This window comes from Gracilibacillus salitolerans, from assembly GCF_009650095.1.
GTDB lineage: Bacteria > Bacillota > Bacilli > Bacillales > Amphibacillaceae > Gracilibacillus > Gracilibacillus salitolerans.
In genome coordinates, this window is sequence record NZ_CP045915.1 from 5,070,549 (window position 1) to 5,088,110 (window position 17,562).

General features: G+C 35.2%; 18 protein-coding genes. All 18 read right to left on the minus strand.

The window, feature by feature from the left end; genetic code table 11:
• Positions 1–38: 38 nt before the first annotated feature.
• The 18 genes from serA to rpmH all read right to left on the minus strand — a co-directional run bounded on the left by serA (position 39) and on the right by rpmH (position 16,986).
• Positions 39–1,625: a phosphoglycerate dehydrogenase gene (serA, locus tag GI584_RS23630; RefSeq protein ID WP_153792864.1), complete on the minus strand. Its 1,587-nt coding sequence runs from the start codon at positions 1,623–1,625 to the stop codon at positions 39–41.
• Positions 1,626–2,205: 580 nt separating this feature from the next.
• The gene (gene rpsR, locus GI584_RS23635) at positions 2,206–2,436 is read right to left on the minus strand and encodes a 30S ribosomal protein S18 (RefSeq protein WP_153792865.1); all 231 of its coding nucleotides are present in this window, start codon (positions 2,434–2,436) and stop codon (positions 2,206–2,208) included.
• Between the two features lie 20 nt (positions 2,437–2,456).
• Positions 2,457–2,990 carry a single-stranded DNA-binding protein gene (gene ssb / locus GI584_RS23640; protein WP_153792866.1) on the minus strand — a complete coding sequence of 178 codons (534 nt, stop codon included), beginning with the start codon at positions 2,988–2,990 and terminating at the stop codon, positions 2,457–2,459.
• A 15-nt stretch (positions 2,991–3,005) separates the two neighbouring features.
• Entirely contained in the window at positions 3,006–3,296 is a 291-nt protein-coding gene (rpsF, locus tag GI584_RS23645; protein WP_100358426.1) for a 30S ribosomal protein S6, read from the minus strand.
• A gap of 142 nt (positions 3,297–3,438) precedes the next feature.
• Complete coding sequence (ychF, locus tag GI584_RS23650; protein WP_153792867.1) at positions 3,439–4,539, minus strand: redox-regulated ATPase YchF; 1,101 nt, start codon at positions 4,537–4,539, stop codon at positions 3,439–3,441.
• Positions 4,540–4,758: 219 nt separating this feature from the next.
• Complete coding sequence (locus tag GI584_RS23655) at positions 4,759–4,953, minus strand: DUF951 domain-containing protein (protein WP_100358424.1); 195 nt, start codon at positions 4,951–4,953, stop codon at positions 4,759–4,761.
• 41 nt (positions 4,954–4,994) lie between these two features.
• Complete coding sequence (locus GI584_RS23660; RefSeq protein ID WP_153792868.1) at positions 4,995–6,005, minus strand: YkvI family membrane protein; 1,011 nt, start codon at positions 6,003–6,005, stop codon at positions 4,995–4,997.
• A gap of 498 nt (positions 6,006–6,503) precedes the next feature.
• Positions 6,504–7,211: a DUF554 domain-containing protein gene (locus GI584_RS23665; RefSeq protein WP_100358422.1), complete on the minus strand. Its 708-nt coding sequence runs from the start codon at positions 7,209–7,211 to the stop codon at positions 6,504–6,506.
• 73 nt (positions 7,212–7,284) lie between these two features.
• The gene (locus GI584_RS23670; protein WP_100358421.1) at positions 7,285–8,118 is read right to left on the minus strand and encodes a ParB/RepB/Spo0J family partition protein; all 834 of its coding nucleotides are present in this window, start codon (positions 8,116–8,118) and stop codon (positions 7,285–7,287) included.
• The gene (locus tag GI584_RS23675; protein ID WP_100358420.1) at positions 8,111–8,872 is read right to left on the minus strand and encodes a ParA family protein; all 762 of its coding nucleotides are present in this window, start codon (positions 8,870–8,872) and stop codon (positions 8,111–8,113) included. Before GI584_RS23675 ends, GI584_RS23670 begins: the two co-directional genes overlap by 8 nt.
• Positions 8,873–9,054: 182 nt before the next feature.
• The gene (noc, locus tag GI584_RS23680; RefSeq protein WP_100358419.1) at positions 9,055–9,918 is read right to left on the minus strand and encodes a nucleoid occlusion protein; all 864 of its coding nucleotides are present in this window, start codon (positions 9,916–9,918) and stop codon (positions 9,055–9,057) included.
• A 247-nt stretch (positions 9,919–10,165) separates the two neighbouring features.
• Positions 10,166–10,879, minus strand: coding sequence for a 16S rRNA (guanine(527)-N(7))-methyltransferase RsmG (gene rsmG / locus GI584_RS23685; RefSeq protein ID WP_100358418.1), 714 nt, complete (start codon positions 10,877–10,879; stop codon positions 10,166–10,168).
• 12 nt (positions 10,880–10,891) lie between these two features.
• Positions 10,892–12,784 (minus strand): tRNA uridine-5-carboxymethylaminomethyl(34) synthesis enzyme MnmG, encoded by a 1,893-nt coding sequence (gene mnmG, locus GI584_RS23690; protein ID WP_153792869.1) that lies wholly within the window; start codon positions 12,782–12,784, stop codon positions 10,892–10,894.
• Positions 12,785–12,811: 27 nt separating this feature from the next.
• Entirely contained in the window at positions 12,812–14,188 is a 1,377-nt protein-coding gene (mnmE, locus tag GI584_RS23695) for a tRNA uridine-5-carboxymethylaminomethyl(34) synthesis GTPase MnmE (RefSeq protein ID WP_100358416.1), read from the minus strand.
• A gap of 665 nt (positions 14,189–14,853) precedes the next feature.
• Positions 14,854–15,516: an RNA-binding cell elongation regulator Jag/EloR gene (jag, locus tag GI584_RS23700; RefSeq protein ID WP_153792870.1), complete on the minus strand. Its 663-nt coding sequence runs from the start codon at positions 15,514–15,516 to the stop codon at positions 14,854–14,856.
• Entirely contained in the window at positions 15,516–16,304 is a 789-nt protein-coding gene (gene spoIIIJ / locus GI584_RS23705; RefSeq protein ID WP_100358414.1) for a YidC family membrane integrase SpoIIIJ, read from the minus strand. The genes jag and spoIIIJ overlap by 1 nt, the downstream gene beginning before the upstream one ends.
• A gap of 115 nt (positions 16,305–16,419) precedes the next feature.
• Positions 16,420–16,764 carry a ribonuclease P protein component gene (gene rnpA / locus GI584_RS23710; protein ID WP_153792871.1) on the minus strand — a complete coding sequence of 115 codons (345 nt, stop codon included), beginning with the start codon at positions 16,762–16,764 and terminating at the stop codon, positions 16,420–16,422.
• Positions 16,765–16,851: 87 nt separating this feature from the next.
• Positions 16,852–16,986, minus strand: coding sequence for a 50S ribosomal protein L34 (rpmH, locus tag GI584_RS23715; RefSeq protein ID WP_003462393.1), 135 nt, complete (start codon positions 16,984–16,986; stop codon positions 16,852–16,854).
• Positions 16,987–17,562: the final 576 nt, after the last annotated feature.

A 17,562-nucleotide genomic window follows, 5' to 3' on the forward strand; every position in this document is an offset into this window, starting at 1 on the left:
TCACATCAAAGAGCTCTTTTTAATCATCTATTGTTTTATTATAGTTCCATAGCCGTTAATTTTTCTATTTCTTCGAATTCTTGTAAAGCTTCAATATCTGCGTCTTCTAAATATTTATCAATTGTTAAGATCATGATTGCTTCGCCACCGACATCAGAACGACCTACTTGCATTGCCGCGATGTTGATATTTTTCTCCGCAAACAAACTACCTACTTTACCAATTACACCTGGACGGTCATTGTGTTTAATAACAACTAAATTACCATCAGGTACCACATCAACACTATAAGCATCAACTTGCACAATTCTAGGACCTAAGCCATTAAGCAATGTACCAGCAATTGAACGAGTAACATCCTTTGTCTTCACTTCTACTCTTAATAAATTCGTAAATCCTTTTGTGGAAGAAGTTTTATTTTCATTTACTTGAATACCTCGTTTTTCAGCTAAGTAAGAAGCATTAACATCATTAATATGATCACCAAGATGACGTTTCAATAAACCTTTAATAGTATTACGTGTTAATGGTGCTACTTCTAGTTCCGTTAATTCACCAGAATAAGAAATGTTGATCTCTTCAATAACACCGCTCGTTAAATAAGTTAAGAACGTACCTAATTTTTCAGACAAGTAGAAGTATGGCTCAATTTTATTCATGATTTCTTTCGGTACAGAAGGTAAATTAACCGGATTTTTTGCTACATCTTCTGTTAAGTAACGAACCACATCATGACTAACATCAATGGCTACATTTTCTTGCGCTTCTACGGTACTTGCACCTAAGTGTGGTGTTGCAATCACTTCTGGTAATTCTAATAAGCGGTGATCTGTTGCTGGTTCCTCTTCAAACACGTCCAATGCAGCTCCTGCCACTTTTCCAGATTTAACCGCATCGTAGAGTGCATTCTCATCAATGATACCACCACGTGCACAGTTAATGATACGTACACCGTCTTTCATTTTTGCGAATGCATCTTTATTAATTAAATGTTTGGTTTCTTTAATTAATGGTGTATGAACAGTAATGAAGTCAGCCGCCACAATAACATCCTCAACCGAGCCAAAGTCAACACCAAGCTTGTCTGCTCTTTCTTTTGTTAAAAATGGATCATATGCTATAACATTCATTCGTTGGCCTTTCGCACGAGCCGCTACTTCTGCTCCAATACGTCCCATACCAATTACACCTAGTGTTTTACTTTTTAATTCTACTCCAACATGGTTTTTACGATCCCATTTACCATTTTTCAATGCTACAAAAGCTTGTGGTATCTTTCGAGCCAATGACATAAGCATCGCAACAGTATGCTCTGCGGCAGAGTTCGTATTGCCATCCGGTGCATTTACCACGATTATTCCATATTCTGTTGCTGCACTTAAATCAATATTATCTACCCCAACACCTGCACGACCAATAATTTTTAAATTAGATGCCTGGCTAATAATATCTCTTGTTACTTTTGTTTGACTTCTAACCAATAATGCATCATATTCTCCAATTTTTTCTGTTAATTCGTCAGGAGATAAGCCCGTATCAATATCGACTTGAATATTGTCTGCTTCACGTAACGGTTTAATACCATCTTCACTTAACGGATCACTAATTAATACTTTAAATGTCACAGTTGTCCCCTCCAAAAAATTATATTTCTTTTAAAAAGCATTGAACCTACAGATTTAGTGAAATACTTCACTTATATACACTTTCTATTAATTAATATAATTATAGCACTTTTGAACTTTAATAAATAGAATTGAATTGAGAAAATTTTGACACTTTTACTTTTTGAAATATTCCTTTTATTAAAGTTTTCTCTATCATAGCAAATTAAGAGAGATTGTCAATACAAAACCATAATATTCTTTATTAATGTTCGTCTTTTAATTGTTAATTTGTATCAATACATCTGTTATAGTGATGTTTTTAAATCAAAATACGAACATTAAAATAAAGATGGCTCCATAAAATAAGCGAGCCAACGATGACTTTCATCAAGGGCTAATGGCACTTTCAAGAAGTCGCCTAGTTTTTTGTGATCGCATCTGGACGTGGCAGTTCCTATTTCAGCATGTTATCCGCAACTCAACATGCTATAAAGTGATACTTCTATCTGTGGGGTTTTCCAGTACCGTAATAAATTCCTGACAATAAAAAAAGGCTTGAAACACAAAATAGTGCTCCAAGCCTTTTATCATTTATTGATCAATCAGTTACGTAAGGTAAAAGCGCCATTTGACGAGCGCGTTTAATTGCCTTAGTCAATTTACGTTGATATTTTGCAGAAGTTCCTGTTACACGACGAGGAAGAATCTTTCCACGTTCAGAAACGAAACGTCTTAGTAAATCAACATCTTTATAGTCGATGTGTGTAATACCGTTTGCTGTAAAAAAACACACCTTACGACGCTTTGCGCGTCCACGACGAGCTGCCATATTCAAAGACCTCCTTTAAATTAAAATGGTAAATCATCATCAGAAATATCAATAGGCTCTCCACTATCCTGGAATGGGTTATCACCATTGTTATTTCCTTGATTATTTTGATTATTTTGATTATTATTGTTTTGATTAAATTGATTTTGGTTTTGGTTTGCTTGACTCGGTTGGTTCTGATTTTGATTATATCCTTGAGATCCCTGTGTGTTAGGTTGTCCACCAGTTGATCCACCCTTAGATTCCAAGAATTGAATCGATTCTGCCATTACTTCTGTCATAAAGACTCGCTGACCTTCCTGGTTATCAAAACTACGAGTTTGAATACGACCATCTACACCGACTAGACTTCCTTTTCCCATGTAGTTCGCAAGATTTTCCGCTTGCCTTCTCCATGTGACACAATTAATGAAGTCTGCTTCTCGTTGTCCTTGTTGATTAGTAAAAGGTCTATTACAAGCTATGGTAAAATTAGCTACGGCAACGCCATTTGGTGTATAACGTAAATCAGGATCTTTCGTTAACCTGCCGACAAGCACGACACGATTTAACATCAGAACCACTCCTTATTATTGATCGTCTTCACGAATTGCCATGTAACGTAAAATGTCATCAGAGAATTTCGCTTGACGATTGAATTCGTTAATAGCTGTTTCATCACCTGTAAAATTAATGATTACATAATATCCATCACGGTGATCGTTGATTTCATAAGCAAGACGTTTCTTACCTACTTCTTCAACTTTTTCAATTTCCGCACCATTATTCGTAAGGTAACCGTTAAAACGCTCGATTAGAGCGGTTTGTGCTTCCTCCTCGATATTTGGGCGGATGATGTACATGATTTCATATTTATTCATCCGTTTACACCTCCTTTTGGTCTTGGCGGCTCTATTTTAAGCAATAGAGCAAGGAGTAATAGTCTCATTACTCACAATATGATATTATATCAATTTTTTCCCACTAATGCAAACAATATTTTACTTATTACAAGTGATCCTGCTATACGTTAAAACGGAAATGCATAACATCTCCATCTTTCACCAAATATTCTTTACCTTCTAATCTTACTTTTCCTTTTTCTTTTGCTGCTTGTTCAGAACCTGCCTCAACTAAATCATCATAAGAAACTGTTTCAGCACGAATAAACCCTTTTTCAAAATCACTATGAATAATACCTGCTGCTTGTGGTGCTTTAATACCTTTCTTAAATGTCCATGCCCGTACCTCTTGGACACCTGCAGTAAAGTATGTCGCTAATCCTAGTAATTGATAGGTTGCTTTAATCAATTGATCTAAACCTGATTCCGCTATCCCTAATTCTTCTAAAAATTCTTCTTTCTCATCGCCATCCAACTCAGCTATTTCTGATTCTACTTTTGCACTAACTACGATGACTTCTGCTTCATCTTTATCAGCAAAATCTTTTACTAATTGAACATATTGATTGCTGTCAGCTTCTAGCAACTCATCTTCACCAACATTAGCTACATACATGACAGATTTGCTAGTTAATAAATGTAATCCTTTAACCAGTTTTTGTTGTTCCTCATTAAATTCGACTGCACGAGCAGGTATTTCCTCTTCAAATGCATCTCTTAATTTAGAAAGAACTTCAAATTCAGCCATTGCTTCTTTATCTTTTTGTTTTGCCATCTTTTCTACTCGTTGGATTCTTTTAGATACTGTTTCCATATCCGCTAAAATAAGTTCAAGATTAATGGTTTCGATATCTGAAATAGGATCTACTTTTCCAGATACATGGGTAATATTATCATCTTGGAAACAACGGACAACGTGACAAATGGCATCTACCTGACGAATATGAGAAAGAAACTGGTTCCCAAGCCCTTCCCCTTTACTCGCACCTTTTACAATTCCTGCAATATCAGTAAACTCAAAAGCTGTTGGAATCGTTTTTTTCGGTTTCACTAATTCTGTTAGCTTTTGCAATCTTACGTCTGGTACTTCTACAATTCCTACATTAGGATCAATCGTACAGAATGGATAGTTCGCCGACTCTGCACCCGCCTGTGTTATTGCGTTAAATAATGTTGATTTACCCACGTTAGGTAATCCAACAATTCCTGCTGTTAATGCCATGTTAACCTTCACTCCTTAAGGATTCCGTCCATATGAACGTATCTGTCATAACAATTATAGTGATACTTGTCCAAATTGACAAGTTATTAAAAAGCGAAAATCAAGGGCTAAAACCCCTTGATTTTCCGATTTTCTCCTATTGAAAAAATGATTTCCTACCTTATAGCATACCAGAAAAAACGATTTTGTTTCACGTGAAACAATTTCATGAAAATTATTTCATTCCTGATGTTCTAGTATTCGTTTCATTTTTTGTTCGAATCGTTTGCGTGGTAACATGACACTATGCCCACATCCTTCACACTTAATTCGAATATCCATGCCCATGCGGATTATTTTCCAGCGATTCTCTCCACATGGATGGGGCTTTTTCATTTCGACTATATCATTTAACTGAAATTCCTTACGCTCCATGTTATCACCTCTATCTCACACGATGTTCTGGTACTATTATATTAGATTCTTTTATAAAAAGGAAATAGTAAGATAGCACAAAGTAAATATAAATTTACCATTCCATAGATCGGGTATAAAAATGCAACAAGTGTAGAAAAGCCAATATTAGTTAAAGGTGTTAAAATTACTAACAAGATTAGGGCTATTTGCCACATATGATACTTTAGAAAACGGGTAATTCTTGTAACAAGTCCTAATACACTGGAGATAGCTGTGGTAAATATAGCACACCATAATAAGATAGACATGATAATATACGTATAGCTGGGATAATTTTTCAATATAGCGAATAAAGGGATCTCATATAAAATGATAATTTCGGATATTTGCATTAAAGAATTATTATATAGAAAAGATGTGAGGCCTAAAATCAAACCACTTCCAACACTTGCAATCACAATTTCACCATTTGATTCAATTTTTTCCCCTACTGCTCCTAATACTGCGAGAATAGATAAAATATTTAATGCTGTAAATGTAAAAGCAGCTGTCCAGTTTGCTTGATGATCTAAAGATAAAATAAACGTTAGTTGTTCATCCATTGTATAAATCATTAATATTGATAATAAACCAACGATTAATAATGGTAGGATAATGACGTTAAATGTGAGAACTCCCTGGATTCCATTTATAAAAATAATGATAATAAAGGCAACGATAAATATAATACCAATCCATTTTGATAGTTGAAAAGCTTCAAAGGTTGCTCCACTGCCAGCAATCATAATGACAGTCGTAGACATTAGATAGAAAAAAATTAAAATATCATAAAAACGTGCAATACGTTTACCAAGAATTATCTCCAGTAATGCGAAATAATTGGACGTTTGGTTTTGATAACTTACTTTCATTGTAATACCAACAGCACTTATAAATAATAAGGTAAATAATATGATGGCTAGTCCACTTTCATGACCAAAAAATTGCCACAATTCCCTGCCTGAAGCATACCCTGCTCCAACCATGGTTCCTATAATTAAGAACATCCACTTCATTCCCGATTTCCACATAACTTTGCCTCCAAAAAAGCTTTAGATATATTAAAAATATGCGACTCGGGACAAAGGTATGAAAAAAACTTCCATCACTTTGTTAGCATCCTTGATCCCCCACTTAGCTTCATTGAATTAATCACTTGCAGTGTGGGGCTGACGGACGGTTAGCGCCGTGATAAGCGAAATACTGGGCAAATCGACCACCTATCTCTGATTGATGATGAGTGCTGCTGGCACAACGCTCCGGCAGAACACTCCGCTAATAAATATGTTCCAACTTTTGAATGTAGAGATCCAAAGGAATGGATTCCCATCGTTTCGTTCTCTTAAAAATCAGGTTCACTACATACTAGAGAGGCAAGAAACGAAGACTCCTACGGAAAGAGTATGACTCGCAAGCGTAGTATCTTGCCGGAGCGTATCTTACTACTCATCAATATTCAGAATAAAAGAAGGCAAAACTAAGACCAAGTTATTTCACAGTTTATGAATCCTTGCTCCGTTTCATAGATTCTATAGTGCTATAAAACCATAGCTAAAATAGAATATAATGAACACAAAAATAGCCGGAAGAAAGTCCCCTATTTTTATTTTTGTGATATTTAGAATATTTAATCCTATTGCTAAAATTAATAATCCCCCTATTGCCGTTACTTCATTTATAAATCCATCTAATACATGTTGAGGTAGCCACTTATTAATCTGTACTGCAAGTAATGCAATAGATCCTTGATAAAGAATGACTGGAATAACTGAAAAAATGACACCATAACCTAATGTAGTTGTTAATACCATTGCCATAAAACCGTCTAAGAAAGACTTGGTAAATAAAACTTCATGATCTCCTCTCAGACCACCATCTAATGCACCTACAATAGCCATCGCACCAATGACAAAGATTAAGCTGGCAGTAACAAATCCTTCAGTTAGATTGCCATTTCCTTTCTTGCTTACTTTCTTTTCTAGTTTATGCCCGATAACATTTAATTTATCTTCTAAATGTATACCAGCACCAATAATAGAACCGAATAACAGACTTAATAGAATTAAAATAATATTATCTGCTTGTATCGCCATTTGAATACCGATAAGGGCCACCACCAAACCGATTCCTTGTAAGGCTGTATTTTTAATTCTTTCAGGGATATTTGAAAAAATAAGACCAATCATTGTACCGATAATAATACATAAACCATTTACTAATGTTCCTAATAAAGCCATTTTGCACCATCCCCATCCTAATTTCACATGAAAAAGCCTGATTATTTGCACCAGCAAACAATCAGACCAAGTGTTATTCCATCTTATCTAAAATACGATTTAAGTCTTCCTCCGAAAAGAACTCAATTTCGATTTTTCCTTTTCGTTTACCTTTGTTAATTTTCACATTCGTTCCAAAAAACTCTTTTAAATGATTTTCTTTTTCGGTAATGAAAATATCTTTCTTTTGCTTTTGCTTTTTCTTTGGTTGCTGATTATTTAGTTCATTTATTAATGCTTCCACTTGGCGGACATTCAATTTCTCTGTTGTAATCCGTTTCACTACTGGTTTGATTTTACTTTTATCTTTTAAACCTAACAACGCTCTTCCGTGTCCCATTGAAAGTGCTCCGTGATTAATCTGGGCCATAACATCTTCAGGCAAACTGAGGAGTCTTACAAGGTTCGCAATATGTGATCTACTTTTCCCTAATCGCTTAGCTAGTTGATCTTGTGTTGTACCTAATTCATTAATTAAGCGATCATAGGCGGTTGCTTCTTCGATTGGCGTTAAATCCTCGCGTTGAATGTTTTCTAATAATGCTAATTCCATCATTTGTTCATCTGTTAAGTCTTTAATAATAACAGGTATTGTTTCTAAATTTGCCTCTTTTGCCGCTCTAAACCTTCTCTCGCCTACTACTATTTCATATCCTCTAATACTCTTTCTTACTATCAGAGGTTGTAAGATACCATGTTGTAAAACAGATTCTTTTAACTCTTCGATTGCATCTGCTTCAAATACTTTCCGTGGTTGATATGGATTTGGCCGGCATTTTTTCAGTTCTACTTCTTCAATCTTGTCAGATTCTTTTTCTTCAATTTCCGGAAAAAATGCATCTAACCCTTTCCCTAATCCTCTAGCCACCAGCAATCACTTCCTTTGCTAAATCAAGATAAACCTCTGCCCCTCTTGATTTAGAGTCATATGATATGATTGGTTGTCCATGACTTGGCGCTTCACCTAATCGAACATTACGTGGTACCACCGTGTTATAGACTTTATCTTGAAAATATTTTTTCACTTCATCTATCACTTGTAAGCCGAGATTCGTTCTTGCATCTAACATTGTTAAAAGAACTCCTTCAATCATTAGTTCTTTATTTAAATGTTTTTGCACTAATCGTATCGTATTTAATAACTGACTTAATCCTTCTAATGCATAATACTCACACTGAACTGGAATTAATACGGTATCAGAAGCTGTTAAAGCATTGATTGTTAACAAACCTAAGGAAGGAGGACAATCTATAATAATATAATCATAGTCATCCTTAATGCTATCAATTGCTTTCTTCAAGCGAACTTCACGTGAAATAGTAGAGACTAATTCTATTTCAGCACCTGCTAGCTGAATCGTTGCAGGTATGATTTCTAAGTTTTCAATTTCTGTTTGTATGCATACTTGACTCGTTTCAATATCCTCTACTAACACATCATATATACAATGACTTACATCTGCTTTATTAATCCCTACCCCGCTCGTGGAATTTCCCTGCGGATCTATATCAACAATTAATATTTTTTTATTAAGGTGTGCTAAACACGCACTTAAATTAACAGAAGAAGTCGTTTTGCCGACGCCACCTTTTTGGTTTGCAACGGCTATTACTTTACCCATGATGTCACCTACCTCTTGCATCTTTTCTATTATTCTATCACTAAACTTCTATTTTATATAAGATTTTTTAAATTAATATCATATTTAGTTAAAAAGGTTCAATAGTTATACTTACCAGATACCTTCTAGCTTGCCAAAAAACAACCCATCTTCCTAGCATATAAAGATGGGTCATCATGTAATCATTTTTTCTTAGGTATTTTGATTGTAATCTGATAATAGTCATCATGATCCTGTTCATCTGTCTCTAAATTAATCCCGGTGTCAGATACCATGTCTAAAGATTGCCTGATCGTGTTCATAGCAATTCTCATATCTTTATTGACACCTTTTAAACGAGGCTTTTTGGCAGGTTTTTTCTTATCAGATAACATTCTCTCTATTTGTGCCTCTGTTTGTTTTACATTTAACTCTCGCTCAATAATCTGTTGTAAAATTTTTAATTGAAGTTCTTCACTCTTTAAAACGATCAATGCACGAGCATGTCTTTCTGTAATCGTCTTCTGCAAGATAGCTTGTTGCACTTGTTCTGGTAATTTCAATAAGCGCATTTTATTTGCTATAGTCGATTGACTTTTACCTAAGCGTTGGGCTAAAGCTTCTTGTGTTAATTCGTGCATTTCTATCAATTTCTCATATGCGACCGCTTCTTCGATTACTGTAAGTTCCTCACGTTGCAAGTTTTCTATTAATGCTACCGATGCAGTCTCTTTATCTGTCATCTCACGAATAATTGCCGGTATCTTTTCCCAATTTAAACTTTTAGCTGCTCGCCAACGTCTTTCACCTGCAATTATTTCATATTTTTCCTCTTCCTCATCAATAGATCGGACTACAATCGGCTGAATCATCCCATGTGTATGTAGAGTTTGTGCTAATTCTTTAATTTTTTCTTCATTAAATATGGATCTAGGCTGATACCGATTTGCTTCTATAGCATCAATATTGATGAAAACTACTTCATCTTGATAGTTTTCTTGGTCCTCTACTAATTCCTCATCCACCTTATCACCTAATCCAAAAATACGACCAAATGGGTGTAACATAATAAACACCACCTTTTTCTGCTTAAACAAATTCAAAAAATGTTGTATGAGAGCGAATACTTTTTCCTATTTATCGATTTAATAAAAGGGAAAACTTGCTTAAAACTAGAATTTAAGCAAGTCATAGAAGCCGTTTTATATCCCAAATGTTTCACGTGGAACATAACTAGTAATCTGTTACTCTTATTTTATCATAAAAATTCGAAAAGCGATAAAAAATATGACTTATTTTTGCTAAAAATATCTTTTATAACGGATTTTTATTTGGAACACCTGGTTTTCTGGGGAATTTCTTTGGTGTTTTACGTTTTTTATCAATAATCACCATATTTCTTTCGCCATTATTTTCTGGGAGTGAGAAATGTTCTACGCGCTGTAACTTTCCACCAAGTAATTCAATGGCATCCTCAGCATCTTCCAGTTCCTCTTCCACATTAGATCCTTTCATGGCAATAAATGTACCGTTTGTTCGTAAAAGTGGCAGGCAAAGTTCAGACAAAACGGATGTTCTGGCAACAGCGCGAGCCATCACCATATCAAATTTATGTCTGAATTTCTCGTTTTTTCCAAACAATTCTGCTCGATCATGATAAAAACTTACACCTTCAAGTCCTAACTCTGTAGCTAAATGATTTAAAAATGTTATCCGCTTCTTTAATGAATCTACAATTGTTACCTGTATTTGTGGAAAAAGTATCTTGAGTGGAATACTAGGGAATCCAGCACCAGCACCCACATCGCATAAATGAAATTCATTAGTAAAATCAAAATAGAATGCAGCAGTAAGCGAATCGTAAAAATGTTTTGCATAGACTTCTTCTTTGTCTGTGATTGCTGTTAAATTCATTTTTTCATTCCACTCCACTAGTATGTGGAAGTATGTCTCAAATTGTTGTAATTGCTTTTCGGTGATCTCAATGCCTTCTTTTTTTAGATGTTCTTGAAAGGACTGAAGATTCATCATGCCACTCCTCTATTCGTTCGATACTTTCGCTACATTCCCTTGTTCAATATACACTAATAAAATGGAAATATCAGCTGGATTAACACCTGATATTCTTGATGCTTGAGCTACTGACAATGGACGTACTTGTTTCAATTTTTCTCTAGCTTCTGTTGCAATACCACTGATCGCGTCATAATCAATGTTGTCTGGAATTAATTTGTTTTCCATTTTTTTCATGCGTTCTACTTGTTGATTTGATTTCGCGATATAACCTTGATATTTGATTTGAATTTCAATTTGCTCTTTTACATCAGCTGCTAATTCTTTTTCAGCTGGTGCTATTTGTTCAATCACATCATAGGTCACTTCTGGTCGCTTCATTAAATCATACGCAAGAATTCCATCTTTTAACCTAGTACCACCGACAGATTCCATTAGCTGTTGTAATTCTTCTGTTGGTTTCAAACGAATATTGCCTAATCTTTCTTTTTCTTCCTCAATTAAACGTTTCTTTTCTTCAAAATTTGCAAATCGCTCATCTGAAATCAACCCAATATTGTGCCCAATCTCCGTTAAACGTAAGTCAGCATTATCGTGACGTAATAATAAGCGATATTCTGCGCGTGAAGTTAACAAACGATATGGTTCATTGGTACCTTTTGTTACAAGGTCATCAATTAAAACACCGATATACGCTTGAGATCGATCTAAAATCAATGGGTCTTTGTCCAATGCTTTAGCAGCTGCATTAATACCAGCCATTAACCCTTGACCTGCTGCTTCTTCATAACCGGATGTTCCATTAATTTGACCTGCAGTGAATAAACCTTCTACATTTTTCACTTCAAGTGTTGGCCATAGTTGTGTTGGTACAACTGAATCATATTCAATTGCGTAACCAGCACGCATAATATCCGCTTCTTCCAATCCTGGAATACTCCGTAAAATTTCATGTTGTACATATTCAGGTAATGAAGTAGATAAACCTTGTACATATACCTCATCAGTATTACGGCCTTCCGGCTCTAAGAAAATTTGATGACGCGGTTTATCATGGAATCGGACAATTTTATCCTCGATGGAAGGACAATATCGAGGTCCTGTTCCTTTAATCATGCCTGAATACATCGCTGATAACCCTAGATTTTCATTAATAATCTCATGCGTTTTTTCATTCGTATACGTTAACCAGCACGGAATTTGATCAAGAATTTCCTCTGTTGTTTCATAGGAGAAATGTTGTGGATTTTCATCCCCTGGCTGAATTTCCGTTTTATCATAATCAATCGAATGATTATTAACTCTTGGAGGTGTACCTGTTTTAAAACGAACAAGATCAAAACCAAGCTCTTCCAGGTTTTCCGCTAATTTAACACTTGCTCGTTGGTTATTTGGCCCACTTTCATAAGAGATATCACCAGTGATAACACGACCACGCATAAATGTACCAGTTGTAATAATAACAGATTCAGCACGGTATTTCGCTTTAGTCTCTGTTATAACTCCCTTTACTTTACCATCCTCAACAAGTAGTTCCTCTACCATTCCTTGTCGGAGTGTTAAATTCGGTTCTTGTTCTAAAGTTTTCTTCATTTCTTGAATATATAATGGTTTATCTGCTTGTGCCCGTAATGCCCGAACAGCAGGTCCTTTCCCTGTATTGAGCATTCTCATTTGAATGTACGTTTTATCAATCACTTTACCCATTAATCCGCCTAATGCATCAATTTCACGAACGACGATACCTTTTGCAGGTCCACCAATGGATGGATTACAAGGCATAAACGCGATCATATCTAAATTCAATGTTAACATTAATGTTTTCGCTCCACGTTTAGCAGCAGCGTAAGCGGACTCTACCCCTGCATGCCCTGCTCCGATGACGATCACATCATACCCGCCAGCTTCATAAGTTGACATCGCTGATCCTCCTTCTTTTGTTCCTATTTATTTTCCTAAGCAGAATTGTGAAAACAGTTGATCAATCAAACTGTCTTGCATCGTATCTCCTACTATCTCACCTAATAACTCCCAAGCTCTTGTAACATCAATTTGTACCAAGTCAATAGGCATATCCGCATCCATCGCGTCTATTGCTTCTTCCAATGCCTTTAAGGTTTGTTGTAATAATTGAATATGACGTACATTCGAAACATACGTTAAGTCACCGCTGTCTAAATCTCCAGCGAAAAAGGTATTTGCAATAGCATCTTCTAAAGCATCCATACCTTTATCTTCAATTAATGTAGTCGTTATTACTTTTTGATCACCAGCTAAATGCTTCACTTCTTCTAATTGTAATTTTTGATCCAAGTCTGTCTTATTGACGATCACTATATATTCTAAGCCTTCAACTGCTTTAAAAAGATTACGGTCTTCCTCTGTTAATTCCTCACCATAATTCAGCACTAGTAATATTAAGTCAGACTCTTTTAACGCTTGACGAGAACGTTCTACACCGATTCGTTCGACAATATCCTCTGTTTCTCGAATACCTGCTGTATCAACTAATCGTAACGGAATACCTCGGACATTTACATATTCCTCTATCACATCTCTCGTTGTACCTGGAATATCCGTTACAATCGCCTTTGTTTCCTGTACAAATGCGTTAAGCAACGAAGACTTTCCTACATTTGGACGCCCAATAATGGCTGTTGCAATACCTTCACGTAAGATCTTACCCTGTTTCGCCATGCTTAATAACCGTTCTACTTCTCGGTACACTTCTTCTGTTTGTTCTTTTAACATTTGATGCGACATTTCTTCTACATCATCATACTCTGGATAGTCAATGTTCACTTCCACATGTGCTACCGTTTCAATTAATTTTTGCCTTAATTGATGAACGAGTTTCGATAGTTTCCCATCTAATTGCTTTAACGCTATATTCATGGCTTTATCTGTTTTGGCACGAATTAAATCCATAACAGCTTCTGCTTGTGATAAATCAATGCGTCCATTAAGGAATGCGCGTTTAGTAAACTCTCCAGGCTCTGCCAAACGTGCACCGTGGAATAAGACATGTTCTAATAATCGATTCACAGATGCCAGCCCACCATGACAGTTTATTTCAACTACATCTTCTTTCGTAAACGTTTTTGGCGCACGCATGACGGTAACCATTACTTCTTCCATCATTTCATTAGTTGCCGTATCGATCATTTTTCCATAATGTATCGTATGGGATTCGACTTTTTCGAGATCTTTCCCTTCAAAAATTTTATTACTTATAGCAATTGCATCCTCTCCACTCAATCGTACAATCGCAATTGCTCCTTCTCCTATCGGTGTCGATATTGCTGCTATTGTATCTTTTTCCACTTCTTCACCCCCATTATTCCGATTTTCTATATATCAATTGGCTATACATTCGATTTAGTGTCACTAACTTATTAGAATAGCACAAAACTATACCACTTGAAAAGATATCCACACTCAGTTTTTGATTTTGACATTATTATATATTATCCACATGTGAATAACTTTTTATGAAACCAATTATTCACAAGCTCCAAAAAAAATAAATAGAATAGCAAAATATAAACCTTTAACCCACGCACCCACTCAACTAATTCGAAGTAACTAAAAACTGCGAACTAATAAATTTTTTGGAATGAAGCTTCCTTCCATTCTTCTGAAGTTAAGTGCTAACTCGTCGCTGCGGAAAAATCGACAGAAAAGCCAATGAATATAGTTCCATAAGTCTGCTCTATCAATAAGCAGAACACTAAAAATAGCGTAGGCAGAATGCGGAGACTCCTGTGGGACAGTGAGAGCTGAAGATCCACTTTGCAAAATTAGCTGAAGCCAGCCCACGGAAAGCGCAGTATTCTGCAGAAGCGTATCACAGCACTCAACATAAATCAAAATGGAAGAAAGCAAACCTAAAAAGGATAACTTCGCAGTTTATGTTTTTTTTGCTTTATTTTATTTTTTTTGTTCATAAAAAAACGAGTAATCGTGTTGATTACTCGTTTTTAAATTATTCATTTTGGTTTAATTACGACGTAACGTTTTGGTTCTGTTCCTTGTGAATCTGTTTCGACGTCTGCTCTTTTTTGCAATGCTGTATGAATTAGTTTTCGTTCAAAAGACGGCATTGGCTCGATTCTTACGTCTTTCTTCGTCTTACTAGCACGATCGGCTAATCTTTCTGCCAATGAAATAAGTGTTTCTTTTCTTCTTTCACGATAACCTTCTGCATCAACAATAACCGTATAATACTTATCAGCATATTGGTGCATCGCTAATTGCACTAAATATTGAATCGCATTTAAAGTTTGACCACGTTTTCCTATTAATAACGCAATCTTTTCTCCAGTCAATTGCAATGTAACAACATTTTGTTCTACTTCCGCACTAACTTTTACATCTACCTGAAACTCAGCTACAATCTTTTCTGTATATTTCTTGATTTTTTCCACAGGATCATCTTCTGATTGATCTTCCTTTACTGGAGCCTCTTCTACTGGTTCTTCATGTTGCGCGACTTTCACAATTGCAGGCTTTGATCCAAATAAACCTAATATCCCTTTTTTACCCTCATCAATTACCTCAATTTTTGCTTGGTCCTCTGTGATGTTTAACTGCCTTAACGCTGATTGGACCGCTTCGTTTACTGTTTGTCCAGTAGCAGTTATTTGTCTCACTATTTATTTCCTCCTGCACTTGCCTCATCACGTTTCATCATTGGATTTTTAATTAATAATGTTTGGAATACCATAAAGATATTACCTACCACCCAATAAAGTGCCAATGCTGATGGGAAGAAAATTGCAAACACCCCAATCATAATCGGCATTAAATAAAGCATCATTGTCATTTGAGGCATCATTGTATTTTGTTGTGCTGTTGTTCCAGCCATCATTAGCTTTTGTTGTAAATAAGTAAATCCAGCCGTAAGAACTGGTAAGATATAATAAGGATCCGGTGAATCCAGTTGGAACCACAAAAAGTGATGACCATCAAGTGCACCCGTACGCATAATCGCATGGTAAAAAGCAATCAAAATCGGCATTTGCACAATGATTGGTAAACAACCTGCTAAGGGATTGACACCATTTTTCTGGAATAATTCCATTGTTTCCTGTTGTAACTTTTGCTGTGTTTGTTGATCTTTTGAACTATACTTTTCTCTGATTTTTTGTAATTCTGGTTGAATTTGTTGCATTGCTTTTGAACTTTTTAATTGTTTAACGTTTAGCGGAAGTAGTATTAATCTGATTAGAAGAGTGACTAAAACAATAGAAAGTCCATAGCCATATTCCGCATTAAAAAATTCTGCAACATTTACGATTAACCATGATAAAGGATAGACAAAATATTTATTCCATATCCCTTCACTTTCTGGAGTGATATCCTGATCAATCTCGGTACAGCCAGATAGTAATACCAATACTCCGACTAGGCCCAATAATATTAGGAGCTTCTTACGCATCGTTATCCTCCTTAATTCCTTCACATTCACATTGTTTACAGTATCTCATTTTACCATTACCATCTATCAACAAGCTAGTCATAATGGTATAAAAAGACGATTATTAACAAAAAGTTCATTTATTTACTAAAAGCTTTGTTTTATAAAGCAAATGGTTGATACTCTTTTTTATCTCTTGAAAACCCATTTCCTTTGTTGGTTGTCTAGCAATAATAATTATATCATAATCATTTTTTATATTTGTATCTAATTCAAGAAAAGCTTGTCTAATATAGCGCTTTACTTGATTGCGTACTACAGCATTTCCAATTTTTTTACTTACAGATAACCCAACACGATAATGTTGTTGGTGTTCTTTATGTAAATAATAAATCACTAGTTGTCGATTAGCAAAAGAAGCGCCCTTCTTAAAAACCTCTTGAAATTCACTATTCTTTTTTATTCTCCATGCCTTCTTCATTACTAGCGCGCCTCCATTAAAGAAAACAATACTCATAATTAAAAGTTATGCCTTACATGGAAAAAGACCACTGAGTGTATCAGTGGCCTATGCAGACAATACTTTTCTACCCTTCTTGCGACGACGAGCAATTACTTTTCGTCCATTTTTAGTGCTCATACGCGCACGAAAACCATGAACTTTTTTACGTTTACGATTATTTGGTTGAAATGTACGTTTCATTTATATGCACCTCCCTGAGGAATCTAAAAATCACAATCGATTTAGACAGTCTTACTCATTATACGTATAAACTATTTCTCATGTCAATGCCTAGTTTTTAAAAACTCGTAATAATCCTCATTATACAAATTTTAAATTCAAATTAACACCCTATCTGTATTATAACAAAACACCTATAAATCTGTTATAATACAGAAGCGTGTGGATAAGTATAAATGATCAAAATGACTTTTTCAACTTTTGTCGACATATTACTCACAAAATAAGAACATGTTAATAGAAAATAGTCACATTTTGTCTAAGTTGTGGATAAGTGTGGAGAAAACATTGCATTATTCGTCTTTGTTTGATATTATATTTGTGTTTTAGTTTGTGAATAAAATTATAAGAAAATGTTCTTATCCACAGTTTGTGGATATTGTGTGGACAAAGGTTCACAACTTGTACATTAGTTTATACACATGAATGTGGAAAACTTAATTTTTAGGTTTTCCGCTTTTTTATCAGTGTGCATCTATCCACAAGTTATTATTCATGTATACTTCCTAGTTTTGCCTAATGAAAGGAGGGTTTTTT